Source organism: Pseudoalteromonas byunsanensis, from assembly GCF_001854475.1.
In the GTDB taxonomy this organism is placed as follows: Bacteria; Pseudomonadota; Gammaproteobacteria; order Enterobacterales; family Alteromonadaceae; genus Pseudoalteromonas; species Pseudoalteromonas byunsanensis.
This window is the reverse complement of sequence record NZ_MNAN01000031.1, coordinates 298,989-315,269: the sequence shown is the minus strand read 5'-3', so window position 1 is coordinate 315,269 and position 16,281 is coordinate 298,989. Positions and strand designations below refer to the sequence as shown.

The following is a 16,281-nucleotide window of genomic DNA, read 5'->3' as shown; positions in this document are numbered from 1 at the left end:
AGTGTGTAATGGTAGGTGCTGGTACTTGAGTTTTAGCACCTTGTATACAACACTTAATCTAGGTGAAGAGGGTGTTGAAGGCAAAAGAGTGGCATTAATGAAGCTAAAAGCGAAGAGGAAACTTTGGTACTCAATCTTAGCCGGGGGGCTCATTTTGGTGGTGCTCAATGCGCTACTACTTCATTTATTACACCTAAAAATACATCAAAGAGCACAAACCGTTGTTGAACGCGTTGCGTTGTTACCAATAGAGTTACAAACGGCCGATAGTATTACTGATATAGCTCATCGTTACGGGCTTGAATATGTACCGAAAGGCAGTCAAGCCCCCCTAGGCGCTAGTGAATTTAGCGCGGGCGGGGTGTCACTCACACTGTTTCATCAACAGCCCTATCAAAAGCATGCGTATATCATTACCTTCTTTAATATTTTATTTATCGGTTTGTTAGTGTTTTTCTATCGCTGGTGGCAGGTATATCAGGTAAGGCCAAAACGCTTTTTAGCAACGAATGATAGCATGGAAATACGAGCAAATAGCGCGTTGTCCGCAGTCGACCCCAGAGTTGCAGATCAGAGTTTATTCAGTGTGTTTCTTCTGATCCGTTGGTCTATCACCCTTGATGAGACACTGGATGTTAAAAACCACTTTTCTGTTGCTATTCATAAAAGGTTACCCAGTTCTTTGAGCTGTTCGGTTAAGTATTTAAATTCGGGCGCATTGGCGGTAACGCTGGACAGAGTCGCTTGGGGGGATGTGATTGAAACAGGTAAAAAGCTACACGAAATTATGTTCCGTGTGTTACGAGCTTTGCGTTCTGATTTATCGCGCAAACAGGTAAAAGTAGGAGGATGTTTCTACCAGCGTGAAGCGGACCAAGCTGATGTTTATCAGTTGGCAAGAGCTGCCCTGGAAATTGCCAATAATAATGTTTGGCAACATGTTCATATGATGCCCTTAGAAGAGAGTCACGCATCTACGCTAGAAAGTAGCGAAGAAGACTTTATTAGCTGTATTTCCAACGGCCAGTTTGTACTTTTCTTTCAACCTCTATTTGGCTTTAAGCAGCAGGATATTATCCAAAATGAGGTGTTACTCAGAGTGCGTCACGCGCAACTTGGTTTAATTGCCGCGAAACAATTCATACCGCAGTTACATGCAAAAGAAAACTTAGAAGCATTGGATAAAGCTATTATTGAACAAACGATCACTTTACTTACTAAGGAAGCCAATAAACCGAATGTAAGTATTAATATTCATATTGCTAATTGGCTTGACGTGGAGTTTATTAATTGGTTGGTCACGAAAATGCGTCAGGCAACGAGACTTAATAAGTTACTACTTGAAATCCCTGCGGATGATTACTACAAGTACAATCAACAAATTAGTGCGCAGCAGTTATTCTTCACAGGGGTAAGTGCTGGGATCATCATCGATCATGTCACAACTCCCCTTATGGTGAATACGATCCGTGAAAATCACTTAATAGAGGCGGTAAAGCTAGGGTTTGAACTTGTTCATCAAGTACAGCAAAACCCTCAGCAGCAAAAAATAATTAAACAAATCATTTATCAAGCAAAAAGGCTAAACATTGCTGTTTATGCGGTAGGTGTAGAGACTCAAGCTGAGCTGGAGTGCTTGAAGTCACTTGGTGTGCATGGTGCACAAGGTTATTACTTTGCAGAGCTGTTACAACAGCTCGAATTAGTCAAATATTAACTGTCTGTAACGTAAACCATCAAGGCCTTGTAGCCCTCCCGTATGGATAGCTGTTACTCGACTTCCTGTAGGGAAAAAATCCTGCTCAATAAGTTGCCATAAAGCAAAAAACAGTTTTCCTGTGTAAATTGGCTCTAAGGGTAACTGATGTGTCTTTTTCATCATTTTGCAAAATTGCCACAGTTCGGGGGAGAATTTTCCGTAGCCTCCGCCGTGGTAGTCGTATAAAAGCTGCCAGTTGTTAGCTTGTTTAGCCTCAGGTACAAGCTCAATGATCTCTTGCTCAAGATACTGCGCTTGCTTTAATACGGCAACGCCTATGACCTTCGTGTATTTATCACATCCAGCTATCAATCCGGCCAAGGTACCGCCGCTACCTGTAGCACACAGTACATAATCGCTTTGCACCAGACTGTGGGCGAGTTCTTGGACGCCCTGTATGGCTGCCAAATTACTACCACCTTCTGGGATAATATGACAGTGAGGAAATTTTTGCTGTAAACCTGCCAAATAATCTGGCTGATTGCGCATTCTATACGTTGTTCTATCTACAGTATGCAGGTGTAGGCCGCACGCGCGAGCCATGCGTATTGTGGGATTGTTTTCATCTAACAGTGGCCCTCTAACTACCGCATGACCTTCAATCTTAAAAAGTTTACAGGCCATGCTAGCCGCGTAAAGGTGATTAGAAAATGGCCCCGAAAATGTTAGAAATGCAGTTTTCTTCTGTTGTTGCATGGCAATTAGGTTGTATTTTAATTTTCGCCATTTATTGCCACAAATGTGTGGATGTAATAAATCATCTCTTTTTACCTGTAATGTTATTTGCTTTTCATCAAATAGCGGGTGATTGATTACCTGTATTGGGGATTCTGGAAAATAAAATGACATACAACTCATACTAATGGATGATTTATCAAAAATATCTTACGGTAATTCTAACAGCTAAGCACGAAAATATGGCCAGATTACTGGCAAGGCTATGGTTAATAGTTGTAAACTCAGATATTAATGGCGCAAAGCTTGTGTTTTGCTTTGTAAGTACATAGCATTAAGAACTAACTATAAAAAACAACAAAGACCAAATAATTGCCGCGTTTTTGGGAATGGAATATATGCGAATAGCTTCTTTATCTTTTTTAGTCTCTGCCACGTTGATGGCTGCTAGTGTGACACACGACGCTTGGGCACAAGACACTGCAACAGTGAATGCCATTGAATCAGAACTTTCGGTGAAACAAGCTGAGTTAGATAACTACACGCAGATATTAGATAAGCACCTCAGCGAAGAAACGCGCTTACAAGCTCAACTAGATATGCTTAGAGCGCGTTCATCCGATTTAGACAAAGAAAAGAATCAAGCCTTAGACGCGATGAATGATTTATATCGCCGTTTAATTGATGACCCTGGTATTGATATTTCGGATGCGCAAACGCGTTATAAAAACTCGGTCATGGAACATAAAAAGAACAAAGACGATATTACGTTGCAGCTAGCGGCCATAGCTTCACATCGTAAAGATATCGAACAGATCCGAGTGACCAAGCACACCCTAGTTAACACGTTAGAGAATTTAAAAGATCAACTCAGCACTGCAAGGGTTGAGCGTCTGAGAAATGAATTTACCCGAGAAGGCACATTAGAAGTTGATCACACCATTAACTGTAAACGCACTGAAACGCTAGCGGCTTGTGAACAACGAGGTCAGCAGATGGCCTTGCAAAAAGCAACCAAACGTTTCGTTGACCAGTTGTTTGCTAATTTAACAGAGCATCGTCTTGTTGAGCCAAAACGTAACTTGGCCGGAGCACAGGTTCAAGTGATTAATAGTCATGTAGTCAGCAGTGCATTCAGTGGTCAGGGCAACTACAGTGTGAACCTCAGTGTAACCATGCGCGGCGATGTTAATAATAGTAGATTGTGTAGCTTGCTGAGCGTAGACAATCGCTTCTGTGCAGAATATGGAACGCCCTTAGCTGGCGCAGTCGGGAGTTATCAGGCAAACTATCCACCTGTATATACTGATAGCCAACTGAATTTTTCAGACCCACAAACTACTTCAAGTAATATTCAAGTATCTCGTTTAAGTACCCAACCGGTGATTGAGGTCACTAGCTCTTCTGATACAACGCAAGCAATACCAAAGCCCAAGAAAGAACTCATGGTTCAGTTAACATTGCGTTCTAATGTGTATGATGATGAAGTTTTTATCAATGGTGTGAGTTATGGCTCGACCAAACTCTCAGTAAAGCTTCCTGCGGGCACGTATGATATCGAGATCCGTAAACTGGGTTACAAGCCATTCAAAAAGAAAGTGACGGTTCGTAAAGCGAGAACGATTAACGCTAAATTGGTAAAAAAGCCTGAGTCGATTGCTGTACCGACACCAGAAAGCGAGCAAGTAAATAGTCAAACACCGCCAAACATGATCTCGCAAACGCCAGTTAATGAAGTTGTAATTGTACCTGCTGGGTCGTTTAAAATGGGTGATCTTGTTGGTAATGGTTTGGCAAATGAACGGCCCGTGATTGAAAAAGTACTCAGTAGTTCTTATGGTATGCAAAGCAAAGAAGTGACTATAGGTGAGTTTCGAGCCTTTGTTGAAAGTACCGGTTACCAGACCGCTGCAGAAAAAAGCCGAGGCTGTGCATACTACAAAGATGGAGAGCCTGTTTGGGAGTTAGACTACAACTGGCAAACTCCAGGCTATCAGCAAGCAGAGAACTTTCCTGTTGTGTGTGTATCGTATGATGATGCAAAAGCCTATGCTAATTGGTTATCAGGTGAGCACGGACAACAATATCGATTGCCTAATGAGGTGGAGTGGGAGTATGCCGCAAGAGCAGGCACAACTTCAGAATACCCATGGGGAAATGAAATTGGAAAAAGTCTAGCAAACTGTGGTTGGTGTGGAAGTGAATGGTCCAATAAAAGTGCCGCGCCTGTAGGTGAATTTTCGCCTAATCATTACGGTTTATATGACACTGTTGGTAACGTCTGGGAGTGGACACAAAAGCGTGCTTCACAAAGTGGTGTGACGGTACGTGGTGGAGCTTGGAATTTTGCACCAAGTCTGGCTCGTGTCTCGACCCGTCTAGAGTTAGCAACAGATTTTAGAGCAAATTACATTGGCTTTCGACTGGTTCGAGAGCGATAAAACAATATAACGATGAGTGGTGCTGAGCACCACTTGATTTAAAGTATTTCTTTAAGGTTACCCAGCCTCATGTTTAAAAAATTACGCGGATTATTTTCGAACGACCTATCGATTGATTTAGGTACAGCTAACACTCTTATTTATGTAAAAGAAGAAGGCATTGTTTTGAATGAGCCTTCGGTAGTCGCTATTAGACAAGAGCGCGCAGGTGGACCAAAAAGCGTGGCTTCTGTGGGGACTGCGGCTAAGCAAATGTTGGGTCGTACACCAGGTAACATCAAAGCAATTCGCCCAATGAAAGATGGTGTTATTGCAGACTTTTACGTTACTGAGAAAATGTTGCAACACTTCATTAAGCAAGTACATAACAACAACTTTATGCGTCCAAGTCCGCGCGTACTAATCTGTGTACCTTGTGGTGCAACACAAGTAGAAAAGCGTGCTATTCGTGAATCTGCAATGGGTGCTGGTGCTCGAGAGGTTTATTTGATTGAAGAGCCGATGGCCGCAGCTATCGGTGCAGGTTTACCTGTATCCGAAGCAACAGGTTCTATGGTGGTCGATATCGGTGGTGGTACGACAGAAGTTGCAATTATCTCCCTAAATGGTGTCGTATATTCATCATCTGTGCGCATCGGTGGCGATAAATTTGATGAAGCAATCATCAACTACGTGCGCCGCAACTTTGGTAGCTTGATAGGTGAAGCGACGGCTGAGCATATCAAACATGAAATTGGTTCTGCGTTTAAGAGTGACGAGCCGGTATCTATTGAAGTGCGTGGCCGTAATCTAGCTGAAGGTGTACCACGTTCATTTACATTGAACTCTCACGAAATCTTAGAAGCATTACAAGAGCCTCTGATGGGCATTGTGAGCGCTGTAATGGTTGCATTAGAGCAGTCTCCACCGGAACTGGCTTCAGATATTTCTGCACACGGAATGGTGTTAACGGGCGGTGGTGCATTGCTTAAAGATTTAGATAGGCTTTTGATGGAAGAAACTGGTATCCCTGTTGTTGTAGCGGATGACCCTTTAACTTGTGTAGCACGTGGCGGCGGCAAGGCATTAGAAATGATAGATATGCATGGCGGCGACGTATTTAGCTACGACTGATGAATCTGTTATTTGGCCGAACAGTATCTTTGCAACTGCGACTGACGGTCGCAGTGATGCTAAGCATTATACTCATTGTTGGTGATCGCTTTACACAAGGCGGAACACTTATTAGGACTAGCCTACATACGTTGGTTAGTCCTTTGTTGTATCTGGCAAGTATGCCCTATGAAGCTTTTAACAGTGGCGCAAAAAGCCTACAAACACGCGAACAGCTAAGTGAAGAAAACAGTGCGCTTAGGCGCAAACAATTGTTGCAAAGTGAAAAGCTTCAACAGTTCGAATTTTTACAGAAGGAAAATCAAAAGCTGCGAGCTTTACTTGGTGCCTCTGCTAGAGAGAAAAACACCCGCCTAGTTGCCCAGATCCTGTCTGTACATTCCAACCCATATAGCCATCAAGTTGTGGTCAATAGAGGTACGATTGATGGTGTTACCGAAAGTCAGCCAGTGATTGATGAAATGGGGTTGGTCGGTCAACTCACGCAAGTGGGTACAACCACATCTCGTGTACTGCTTATGACAGATATCACCCATGCTACACCGGTGCGCATTTTACGCAATGACGTTCGTACTGTGGTTGAAGGCATAGGGAAGATCAATAAACTAAAGCTATCTCATGTCCCTCATAGTTTAGATGTACGTATCGGGGATGTGCTGGTTACATCTGGATTGGGTGGGACTTTTCCCGAAGGCTATCCTGTTGCTGTCGTCACAGAGCTTAACCGTGACGAAGGTTTACCCTTTGCACAAGTATACGCAGAGCCAATCGCTCAGCTTGACCGCATACGCTTATTGTTGATTTTGGGGCGTACGTCACAAGAGAATTTAGATCATGATTAAACGCTACTATTTTCTTATCGCGTTTACCGTATTTCTTGCCTTGGTTATGGCGCTTATGCCATTGCCAATATCAGCAGAACCATTTCGTCCTGATTGGGTGTTGCTGGTGTTAATGTATTGGTCGTTAGCTGTACCCCATCGTGTCAATATTGGCTGGGCATGGGTGGCTGGGCTACTTATGGATTTGGCTATTGGCGCTCCTTTGGGTGTTAATTCGCTAACTTACTCTATATGTATTTACATAACGGTTAGCAACTTCCAGAAAATACGTAACTTTTCTATTTGGCAGCAGGCAATGTTGGTTGGCTTATTCCTAACTTTGTATCACTTACTGCTGTTTTGGTTAAACCACTTTTTACTCGACGTGTATTTCAGTCTCCACTATTTATGGCCAGCCCTAACGGGTATGTTATGTTGGCCGTGGATCTTTTTACTACTTAGAAAATACCGTCGCCAATTTAGGATACGTTAATGGCCCAAAGTTTGTACTTGGCGTCAGCCTCACCAAGACGAAAGCAATTACTCACCCAACTGGGGTATGATTTTATTCAATTTTCGGTTGATGCTGACGAAAGCCAATTAGACAATGAAGCCCCTTTGGCCCATGTGGAACGCTTGGCACGTTTGAAAGCGCAAACTGCGGTCTTAAAGGGTTACACAGACAGACCAGTGTTAGGCAGTGACACGGTTGTTGTTATTGATGATATTGCGCTAGGTAAACCCAAAAACAAGCAAGACTTTATGGCAACAATGGCTCGTTTGTCTGGTCGTACACATCAAGTTTATACGGCCATTGCTCTTGCAGATAGTACTCGTACACTCAGTAAAGTTGTGTGTACGGATGTCACTTTTAAACCGCTAGGTGAACAAGAACTTGAAGCTTACTGGAGCAGTGGTGAGCCTTTGGACAAAGCCGGGGGTTATGGCATTCAAGGGTTAGGTGGTAAATTTGTCACGCGACTGTCGGGTAGCTACTTTGCGGTCATGGGCCTACCGTTATATGAAACTGATGAATTAATTAAAGAATTTACCGAAGGCAGTTATGAGTAGTGAATTACTAATCAATGTTACACCAAGCGAAAGTCGCGTCGCGTTAATTGAAAATGGTGTGCTGCAAGAAGTGCAGGTGGAGCGGATTGGCAACTTAGGTATTGTCGGCAATATCTATCTGGGTAAAGTTAGTCGTGTATTGCCAGGGATGCAGGCTGCATTTGTTGATATTGGACTTGATAAAGCTGCATTTTTACATGCCTCGGATATTGTTAATAGCGCTTCGTTTGAAGAAGGTGTTGACGAACAACCGGTGAAAAAGGTTCAGGATATCCGTGAACTTGTTAAACAGGGTCAGTACATCATGGTTCAAGTGGTTAAAGATCCATTGGGAACCAAAGGCGCTCGCTTGACAACTGATATCACAATTCCTTCTCGATATCTGGTATTTATGCCGGATGCAACCCATGTGGGTGTGAGTCAACGCATTGAGACGGAAGAAGAGCGTACTCGTCTGAAGGAAATTGTCTCCGCCTATAATGATGAGAATGGCGGTTTTATTGTTCGTACTGCCGCAGAAGGTGCTAGTGAAGCTGAGCTAAAGCATGATGCTGAATTTCTAAAAAAGCTATGGCATAAAATTATTAGTCGTCGCAAAAAAACCAGTAAAGCATCAATATTACATGAGGATTTAACCTTAGCGTTTCGTACGCTTAGGGATTACGTTGGTGAGGACATGGAGCGCATTCGTGTGGATTCTAAACTGACGTATCAAGAGCTAAAAACCTTTACGGAAGAGTTTGTCCCGCTGCTTGGCAAGGCGCTTGAATATTACCCAGGAGAGCGTCCAATCTTCGACTTGTTTGACGTCGAGACCGAAATACAAAAGGCCTTGCACCGCAAGGTGGAGTTAAAGTCGGGTGGTTATCTCATCATAGATCAAACAGAAGCGATGACGACTGTGGATGTTAACACGGGAGCATTTGTTGGTCATCGTAACCTTGAGGAAACCATATTTAATACCAATGTAGAAGCAACCTCTGCGATTGCTAGACAGCTAAGATTACGCAATCTTGGCGGTATTATTATTATTGATTTTATTGACATGGTTTCAGATGAACACAAACGTCGCGTGCTACACTCATTAGAGACGGCATTAGCAAAAGATCGTGCTAAGGCCAACATAAATGGGTTATCAGCATTAGGCTTGGTGGAAATGACCCGTAAGCGAACCAGAGAAAGTTTGGAGCACATACTATGTGATGTATGCCCCGCTTGTTCAGGAAGAGGGTCGCTAAAGACAGTAGAAACAGTCTGTTATGAAATATTAAGAGAGATTGTACGTGTTAATCGTGCCTACGATGCTGATAAGTTTATGGTTTATGCCTCACCCGCTGTCAGTGAAGCACTAATCAACGACGAATATCATAATTTGGCTGAATTGGAACTCTTTATCGGAAAACAAGTCAGTATTCAAACAGAGAGCTTATATAGCCAAGAACAGTTTGACGTCGTAATGATGTAAGGTGACGTAACGTCTCATGCAAGTTAAAACCTTTTGTTTTTTTTGTATCCGCAAGATATGGCAGGTGTTTGCTATTACACTTGTTACGCTTGCGGTACTGGTATCGGTTGTAAAGTATAGCTTGCCCTACGCCAATGATTATCGCTCGGATATTGAAAATATAATCTATCAGCAGTTGGATGTGAACATTAGCATAGGTTCTATCAGTGCTAGTTGGGAAAGTGAAGGCCCCGCATTGGTGTTGGAAAATCTAACATTTGTTGACAATCAAAGCGCGCCTATAGCCTTATCAATCGCGAAAACCAGTTTGCAATTGAATGTACTTGAATCACTGAGAAATTTACAAGTTCGTTCAAATTATTTCGTTTTGGAAGGGTTTTCAGCTCAAGTGGATGTTGCCAAGTTGGCTGAAGTCAATGACTCTGGCAGCGCTGATTTTGAGCAACAATCACTGATCGAAAGTCTATTTTTGGGCGAGACAGGGCACTTTTCAATTCAGTCCAGTCAGCTCAACCTACGTATGAAAAGTGGCTTACAACATACACTACTGCTAAACGACTTGATTTGGCAAAATAGTCCAAACAGCCATGAAGGTGAAGGTGAAGTTGCTATTCCAGGTTTGCAACAAGGGCGCTTTGCTGCGCGTCTATCTTTAACAGGTTCAACCTTGAGGGACTTGGCAGGACAAGTGTACTTGCAGGCGCAAAATCTAGATGTAGCGGAATGGCTGACAGAGCAAATCTCAACGCAGAAAAAACACATAGCTACAGAGTTAAATGGTGAGCTTTGGCTAGGGCTTGAGCATGGTAAGGTTCAAGAGGTAACGATTAACACTTTACCAAGCCAAATGCAGTGGCAAGAAGCAGGCGAGCGGCATTCACTGGCCCTTACACGCGGACAGCTGAAACTAATGCCTCAAGCCAAACAATGGCATCTCACTAGCTCCGAGTTAGAGTTTGCTCTGGATGGTGAGCAATTTATACCAGCCAAATTGCAAGGTTTATTCAGCGATAACCAACGACGTATATGGTTTGACGACGTGAGTTTAGAGCTTGTGAAACAGTTTACACTTCTGGCGCAGGCTGATTGGGTCGATAGCGTAACTGGTTTAGATGTTCAGGGGACGCTGCAAGGGCGAATTAGCTGGGATGCAGAGCATCAATTTGATGTGTGGTTGAATGGGAGTCAGTTGAGTTGGTCCAATTACAATGGGATCCCTGGAGTTAATAACTTACGAGCGGAAATGCTGTGGAAAAATAATGCGGCAGTTATCAATTTGTTTAGTGAACAGTCACAGCTTGAAACCGCGGATATGTTTACAAAACCTCTGGCTTATGAGCAGCTTAATGGTGAATTACAGTTATATCAGTTGAACAATCAATGGCACCTTAGTAGTGACTCGCTATGGATTAATAATCAAGATATTACTTTAGCTGCTGAAATGCACTTAACATTGGGTGATGTAGCTAAATTGGATTTGTATGCGGAAATGCTGGGGGGAAATGCTCAAACAGCTGGTGACTACTTCCCGCAGACCGTCATGCAGAGGAGTCTGATTGATTATTTAAATCGTGGCATTTTAGGCGGCCAGCTCCGCACTACTCAGGTGTTGCTGTCGGGTCCATTATCTGCGTTTCCTTTTGAGGATAGGAGCGGGCAGTTTGAGGTTTTATCTCATATCACGCAGGCTGAATTTATGTTCGCACCGGACTGGCCAGCACTTAAAAATGGTGATGTTACTTTACATTTTGCCAACGAGCGGATGGATATTTTTGCCAATGCAGGGGATTTGATCAATCAGCAGTTGAGTGCGCCTGTAGTCGTGACCCTTCCCAATCTCAACCAAGCTGATAACTTATACGTAGATATCGTACACACGACGGATGCACAAACATTGTTGCCTTTCTTTGCAAAAACGCCATTAAGTGAACCTTTGGTGGATATTCTGAGCATTGTACAAGGCAAAGGTGAGATGAGTACCCAGATTAAACTTGATATTGATTTACGCTCACTGGCGGTCAGTGCAATCGGTAGTGTAGATTTAAATGGTGCTGATGTCATGCTAAAGCAACCAGGCATGCAGCTGTCTGGAGTAACGGGTATATTGCATTTTGTGGATGACAAGATTGAATTAACAAAAAGTAATGCAACCTGGTTAGATATGCCTATCTCTATCAATGTTATGGCTGATGGAGATCATAGCAACTATGCCGTTAATGTGAACGCAACTTTACTTGCGCAATCGCAGCGCCTTGTGCCCTTTACGCAAGGGCTATTAGATGGTTTTATAGAAGGTCAAAACGAATTACATACTAATGTGCAGTTAAACTTTTCAGAGCAAGGTTTTAGCTATAATGCTAAATTTAATGCCAACTTAGAGGGGGTAGAAAGTTCTTTTCCTGCACCTTATCAAAAAGACAAAGAAGAAACTTGGTTACTGCAAGGTGAGGTTCAAGGCGATGACATCTCAAACTTGATAACAGTTAATCTTGCAGATAGGTTATTTTTCAACGGTATTTTAGACAATGAATCTGCACAGTTGAGTCAAGCTCAACTTAGCGTTGGAAGAGATAATAAGGGGCTCACAGGAGAAGGCTTTCATGTTGCTATTACACAAGAGCAATTAGAGCTGGACCCATGGATTGAGTTCATTGACCGCATTATTTCATTACCACCAAAGAACCCTGACGAGCGTGGAGTGTTACCCTCTTTAGAGCAACTGACTGTGCAGTCGACATATGCACAGGTTGCCAATATTCCATTTTCTGATTTGGAAGTGCGAATGTTTCCAAGTAATGATGGTATGACGATGCGTATCAATGCTAAAGAAGCACGGATAACAGCAATGTTGCCAGAATCAGGCTCAAGCAGACCTATACGTATAGATAGCGATTACCTAAGAATTAATCTATTAGAGCAAAAAGTAGATTCTAAAGCTACAAACGAGGAACTTGATTGGCTTACCCGAGTACCTGCAATTGAGTTCAATTGTAGTGACTGCAAGTTAGAAACTTATCAATTAGATAAAGTCAGTGCTTCACTATTTGGGGATGGTAAGCAGTTGAGCGTGTCTGAAATTGTGGTGGACAAGCAAGAACATGTGTTAAGAGGCGCAGGACGTTGGATCAATGGCGTAAGTTACTTTGACGGTATTATGAATAGCAAAGATATTGGAGAGCTATTCGATGAATTTGATCTCACTTCGACTATCAAAGATTCTAGAGCGAATCTCAATTATCAGCTTAGCTGGCATGGTGCGCCATATGACTTTGATATCGACAGTCTTGCTGGTGAAATTACATGGGAGCTTGGAGAAGGGCATTTGGCAGAAGTGAGTGATCAGGGCGCACGGGTGTTTTCTTTGCTAAGTTTAGATTCACTGATAAGAAAGTTGAAACTGGACTTTAGAGATGTGTTCTCAAAAGGCTTTTTTTACAATCAAATGAAAGGCAGTGTGCAATTGGACAAAGGAATTGCGTATACCAAAGATACCAAATTAGATGGCGTGCCAGCGGATTTGAGCATACAGGGTTATGCTAACCTCAATACTCAGGAGATCAACTATGATTTGGCTGTTGCCCCTCAGGTGACATCGAGTATTCCTGTTATTGTGGCGTGGATGGTAAACCCTGTATCGGGGTTAGCTGCACTAGCGCTGGATAAAGTCATTCACTCCGCCAGAGTCATATCTGAGATTAAGTTCAAAGTAACGGGCACAATGCAAGAGCCAGTTGTCAAAGAGATTGATCGTAAAAGTAGAGAAGTCGAAATTCCTCAGGCTGCGAGAAACCAACCGCCTGTTAATGATGATAAACCTGCCACAACAGAGCAGCCCAAACCCACAGAACTTCACGATGAGAGCACAGATTTTACACCTGTGGTGGGCTAGATGTTCACGAGCTTTTGGTGAGCGCTGCGTCAACATATATTTTTGGAGTTCGTATTATGCCATTTAATGCGCGTGTTATAGCGATACAAATGTGTTCAGGCATGCAACCAGAGCATAACTTTCAACAGTTAGAACAGTGGTTAGAGCACAGTGATCTCAAAGAGCCGACCTTGGTATGTTTGCCGGAGAGTTGGTTGGCGTTTATGCAAGATGCAAAACAGTCGCTGCAGTTTGCTCAAAACTATCAGTACTGGCTGGATAAGTTAGGCGAACTATGTCGACGTTATAAAATTTGGCTCAACGCAGGAACAATTGCAGTCAAAGGGAGTGAGAAAGGTTACTTCGCGGCGAGCTTTTTACTAAATGACGATGGCGAAGTGGTTGCTCGCTACAATAAAATTCACTTATTTGATGCTGATGTCGCTGATGGTAGTGGAGGCTATCGTGAATCTCGCTTAACAATCGCAGGTACTGAGGTCGTGGTAGTTAACACCCCGTTCGGTAAGATTGGTTTGAGTGTGTGCTATGATGTACGCTTTCCAGGCCTTTACCAAGCAATGCGCAACTTAGGGGCCGAAATATTATTGGTGCCAAGTGCATTTACAACTGTGACGGGAGCTGCACACTGGTTACCTTTACTACAGGCCAGAGCAATAGAAAATCAGTGTTTTGTTATAGCCCCAGCGCAATATGGTACACATGAAAATGGCCGCAAAACATACGGACATAGCCTAATATTATCACCATGGGGTGAGGTTTTGTCAGATGCAAAGCAACAATTAGGGATGATTAGCGCAGAGCTGGACTTAACGCAGCTGCATCGGCTTCGCACAGATATGCCAGTGCAGGTTCACAACAGATTTAAGAGTGAGTTTTATGAATAGTGTCGAACAGCATTTGCTGACTGATAGTCAGTTAGATAGAGCGCAATTAGAGCAAACGTTAAGTTACATACATCAGCATAAAGTAGATTATGCGGACTTATACTTCCAATCTAGTCATCACGAAACGTGGGTGTTAGAAGATGGCTCGGTAAAAGAAGGGAGCTATAACATCGAACGCGGCGTTGGTGTTCGAGCGGTAGCGGGCGATAAGACAGGCTTCTCGTATTCAGATGCAATTAATATTGAAGCGCTTGACAAAGCAGCGATGGCGGCCCGAAGCATCGCGCAAGCAGGAGAAGAAAAAAAGATTCAAGTGTTCAGTGAGCACACTGTTCGCCAGCAGTTTGCACCAGCTCAACCCATAACGAGTATGAGTGATGCAGAAAAAATAAATTTATTGAGAGAAGTCGAAAATGCAATTCGAGAGCTAGCACCTGACGCACAACAAGTGGTTAGTTCTATTTCAGCGGTTTATGAAGAAATACTCATTGCGGCGAGTGATGGCACTTTTGCAACGGATATTCGCCCGTTAATTAGATTAAGCTGCTCTGTATTGTTAGAAAAAAATGGTCGTCGTGAGCGAGGTAGTGCAGGTGGTGGAGCCCGCTTAGACTATGGTTATTTTAAAGAACTAGTAGAAGGAAAGCCTCGTTGGTTGAGCTACGCACAGGAGGCGGTACGCCAAGCTAAAGTTAATTTAGAAGCAATTGATGCACCCGCTGGAGCTATGCCGGTTGTGTTAGGTGCAGGCTGGCCTGGAGTGTTGCTTCACGAAGCCGTTGGACATGGCTTAGAAGGTGACTTTAATCGCAAAGGTGCCTCTGCATTTAGCGGTAAAGTAGGTGAAAAGGTAGCCTCAAATTTATGTACAGTGATTGATGATGGGACTATGGCCAATCGTCGAGGCTCGCTCAATGTTGACGATGAGGGTACGCCAGCAGGCTATAATGTATTGATTGAAAATGGTATTTTGAAAGGGTATATGCAGGATAAGCTAAATGCTCGGCTTATGGGGGTCGCGCCAACAGGCAATGGCCGCCGAGAGTCATATGCACATCTGCCTATGCCACGTATGACAAATACTTACATGCTGCCAGGTGCTGATACAAAAGCAGATATTATCAGCAGTGTTAAAAAAGGTATTTATGCACCTAACTTTGGTGGTGGTCAGGTAGATATCACATCAGGAAAGTTTGTATTCTCTGCCTCTGAAGCATACTTAATTGAGGATGGAAAAATCACCCAGCCCATTAAGGGAGCCACATTGATCGGTAATGGTCCAGATGTTATGAACAAGATCTCAATGGTTGGCAATGACTTGGAATTAGATCGTGGGGTTGGTGTATGTGGAAAAGATGGTCAGAGTGTGCCTGTAGGTGTTGGTCAGCCTAGCTTGAAGATTGATGAAATCACCGTAGGTGGTACAGCTTAGAAGAAGTCCTCTGTTATTAATGTTTACTGATAACAAGCTTTGTGGGGGAAGGTAAAGATTTTACCTTGGATGTTCCTTAAGTAGCTAGAGTGAGGCGCTCTAAAGTGCACAGTAAAAACCAGTGTAATGCTGGTTTTTTAGTTCATGATATAAACTGCAAAAAACATATACACGCAAGTAAAAACAGAAAATAGTGACTCACTGAGCAAGATTACTCGCATTTTTGGGGGCGTAGATTAAAGTTAATTTTGTACTTAACCAAACTAAGAGTAACGGATATGTTTTTAACACGGTTAATCTACGCCAGCACGATTGGCGATAACTTTTCACAGCACTCAATAGAAGGTATTTTAGAAGCGGCTCGATGTAAAAATATGAAACACAACATTACAGGTGTGCTGTGCTTCAACTGTGATTATTTTCTACAATGCTTAGAAGGCCCCAGAGCTGATGTCAATGAGACATATAAACGTATTTTAAATGATGATAGGCATCATAGTGTTGTGATGTTAGATTATCGGGAAATAGACTCACGGGACTTTTCTGATTGGAGCATGGGCTATGTTCCTAGCTCAACTATTTCGGTACCAATTAACTTGAAGTTCTCAGAAGCTGCCGATTTTAACCCTTATCTTATGTCTGGCGCGAGTGCATACATGATGCTAAAAGCGCTAAAGCAGTCTGTACCGACGCTTTAGCTACTTTCGTTCGACATTGAAAAACCAGCTTGA

At 43.0% G+C, this 16,281-nt stretch carries 12 protein-coding genes; 11 read left to right on the top strand and 1 reads right to left on the bottom strand.

Annotation, left to right across the window (positions count from 1 at the left end; translation table 11 throughout):
• The first annotated feature begins 25 nt into the window (after positions 1-25).
• A complete protein-coding gene (locus tag BIW53_RS11810) occupies positions 26-1,717 on the top strand; it encodes an EAL domain-containing protein (protein ID WP_070992188.1) in 1,692 nt (563 codons plus the stop codon).
• On the opposite strand, the gene BIW53_RS11805 is transcribed toward BIW53_RS11810, so the two are convergent.
• A complete protein-coding gene (locus BIW53_RS11805) occupies positions 1,703-2,617 on the bottom strand; it encodes a 1-aminocyclopropane-1-carboxylate deaminase/D-cysteine desulfhydrase (RefSeq protein ID WP_070992186.1) in 915 nt (304 codons plus the stop codon). The genes BIW53_RS11810 and BIW53_RS11805 overlap by 15 nt on opposite strands.
• A 215-nt stretch (positions 2,618-2,832) precedes the next feature.
• Here BIW53_RS11805 and BIW53_RS11800 point away from each other — a divergent pair, with 215 nt between their 5' ends.
• The 10 genes from BIW53_RS11800 (at position 2,833) to BIW53_RS11755 (ending at position 16,248) form a co-directional block, all read left to right on the top strand.
• A complete protein-coding gene (locus BIW53_RS11800; protein ID WP_070992185.1) occupies positions 2,833-4,875 on the top strand; it encodes an SUMF1/EgtB/PvdO family nonheme iron enzyme in 2,043 nt (680 codons plus the stop codon).
• A 69-nt stretch (positions 4,876-4,944) separates the two neighbouring features.
• Positions 4,945-5,988, top strand: a complete 1,044-nt coding sequence (locus BIW53_RS11795; RefSeq protein ID WP_070983148.1) for a rod shape-determining protein — start codon at positions 4,945-4,947, stop codon at positions 5,986-5,988.
• Positions 5,988-6,830, top strand: a complete 843-nt coding sequence (gene mreC, locus BIW53_RS11790; protein WP_070992183.1) for a rod shape-determining protein MreC — start codon at positions 5,988-5,990, stop codon at positions 6,828-6,830. The genes BIW53_RS11795 and mreC overlap by 1 nt, the downstream gene beginning before the upstream one ends.
• Entirely contained in the window at positions 6,823-7,302 is a 480-nt protein-coding gene (gene mreD / locus BIW53_RS11785) for a rod shape-determining protein MreD (protein WP_070992182.1), read from the top strand. The genes mreC and mreD overlap by 8 nt, the downstream gene beginning before the upstream one ends.
• Complete coding sequence (locus BIW53_RS11780) at positions 7,302-7,880, top strand: Maf family protein (protein ID WP_070992180.1); 579 nt, start codon at positions 7,302-7,304, stop codon at positions 7,878-7,880. Before mreD ends, BIW53_RS11780 begins: the two co-directional genes overlap by 1 nt.
• A complete protein-coding gene (gene rng, locus BIW53_RS11775) occupies positions 7,873-9,345 on the top strand; it encodes a ribonuclease G (RefSeq protein ID WP_070992178.1) in 1,473 nt (490 codons plus the stop codon). Before BIW53_RS11780 ends, rng begins: the two co-directional genes overlap by 8 nt.
• A 16-nt stretch (positions 9,346-9,361) precedes the next feature.
• Positions 9,362-13,234: a YhdP family protein gene (locus tag BIW53_RS11770; RefSeq protein ID WP_070992177.1), complete on the top strand. Its 3,873-nt coding sequence runs from the start codon at positions 9,362-9,364 to the stop codon at positions 13,232-13,234.
• 56 nt (positions 13,235-13,290) lie between these two features.
• Positions 13,291-14,118, top strand: a complete 828-nt coding sequence (locus BIW53_RS11765; protein ID WP_070992175.1) for a carbon-nitrogen hydrolase family protein — start codon at positions 13,291-13,293, stop codon at positions 14,116-14,118.
• Positions 14,111-15,550: a metalloprotease TldD gene (gene tldD / locus BIW53_RS11760; RefSeq protein WP_070992173.1), complete on the top strand. Its 1,440-nt coding sequence runs from the start codon at positions 14,111-14,113 to the stop codon at positions 15,548-15,550. Before BIW53_RS11765 ends, tldD begins: the two co-directional genes overlap by 8 nt.
• Positions 15,551-15,828: 278 nt before the next feature.
• Entirely contained in the window at positions 15,829-16,248 is a 420-nt protein-coding gene (locus BIW53_RS11755; RefSeq protein ID WP_070992171.1) for a BLUF domain-containing protein, read from the top strand.
• Positions 16,249-16,281: the final 33 nt, after the last annotated feature.

Bases quoted from the DNA above. Each gene is read 5' to 3' on its own strand.
- BIW53_RS11805 (WP_070992186.1), bottom strand. From the start codon at position 2,617: ATGAGTTGTATGTCATTTTATTTTCCAGAATCCCCAATACAGGTAATC.
- BIW53_RS11800 (WP_070992185.1), top strand. From the start codon at position 2,833: ATGCGAATAGCTTCTTTATCTTTTTTAGTCTCTGCCACGTTGATGGCT.
- BIW53_RS11795 (WP_070983148.1), top strand. From the start codon at position 4,945: ATGTTTAAAAAATTACGCGGATTATTTTCGAACGACCTATCGATTGAT.
- mreC (WP_070992183.1), top strand. From the start codon at position 5,988: ATGAATCTGTTATTTGGCCGAACAGTATCTTTGCAACTGCGACTGACG.
- mreD (WP_070992182.1), top strand. From the start codon at position 6,823: ATGATTAAACGCTACTATTTTCTTATCGCGTTTACCGTATTTCTTGCC.
- BIW53_RS11780 (WP_070992180.1), top strand. From the start codon at position 7,302: ATGGCCCAAAGTTTGTACTTGGCGTCAGCCTCACCAAGACGAAAGCAA.
- rng (WP_070992178.1), top strand. From the start codon at position 7,873: ATGAGTAGTGAATTACTAATCAATGTTACACCAAGCGAAAGTCGCGTC.
- BIW53_RS11770 (WP_070992177.1), top strand. From the start codon at position 9,362: ATGCAAGTTAAAACCTTTTGTTTTTTTTGTATCCGCAAGATATGGCAG.
- BIW53_RS11765 (WP_070992175.1), top strand. From the start codon at position 13,291: ATGCCATTTAATGCGCGTGTTATAGCGATACAAATGTGTTCAGGCATG.
- tldD (WP_070992173.1), top strand. From the start codon at position 14,111: ATGAATAGTGTCGAACAGCATTTGCTGACTGATAGTCAGTTAGATAGA.
- BIW53_RS11755 (WP_070992171.1), top strand. From the start codon at position 15,829: ATGTTTTTAACACGGTTAATCTACGCCAGCACGATTGGCGATAACTTT.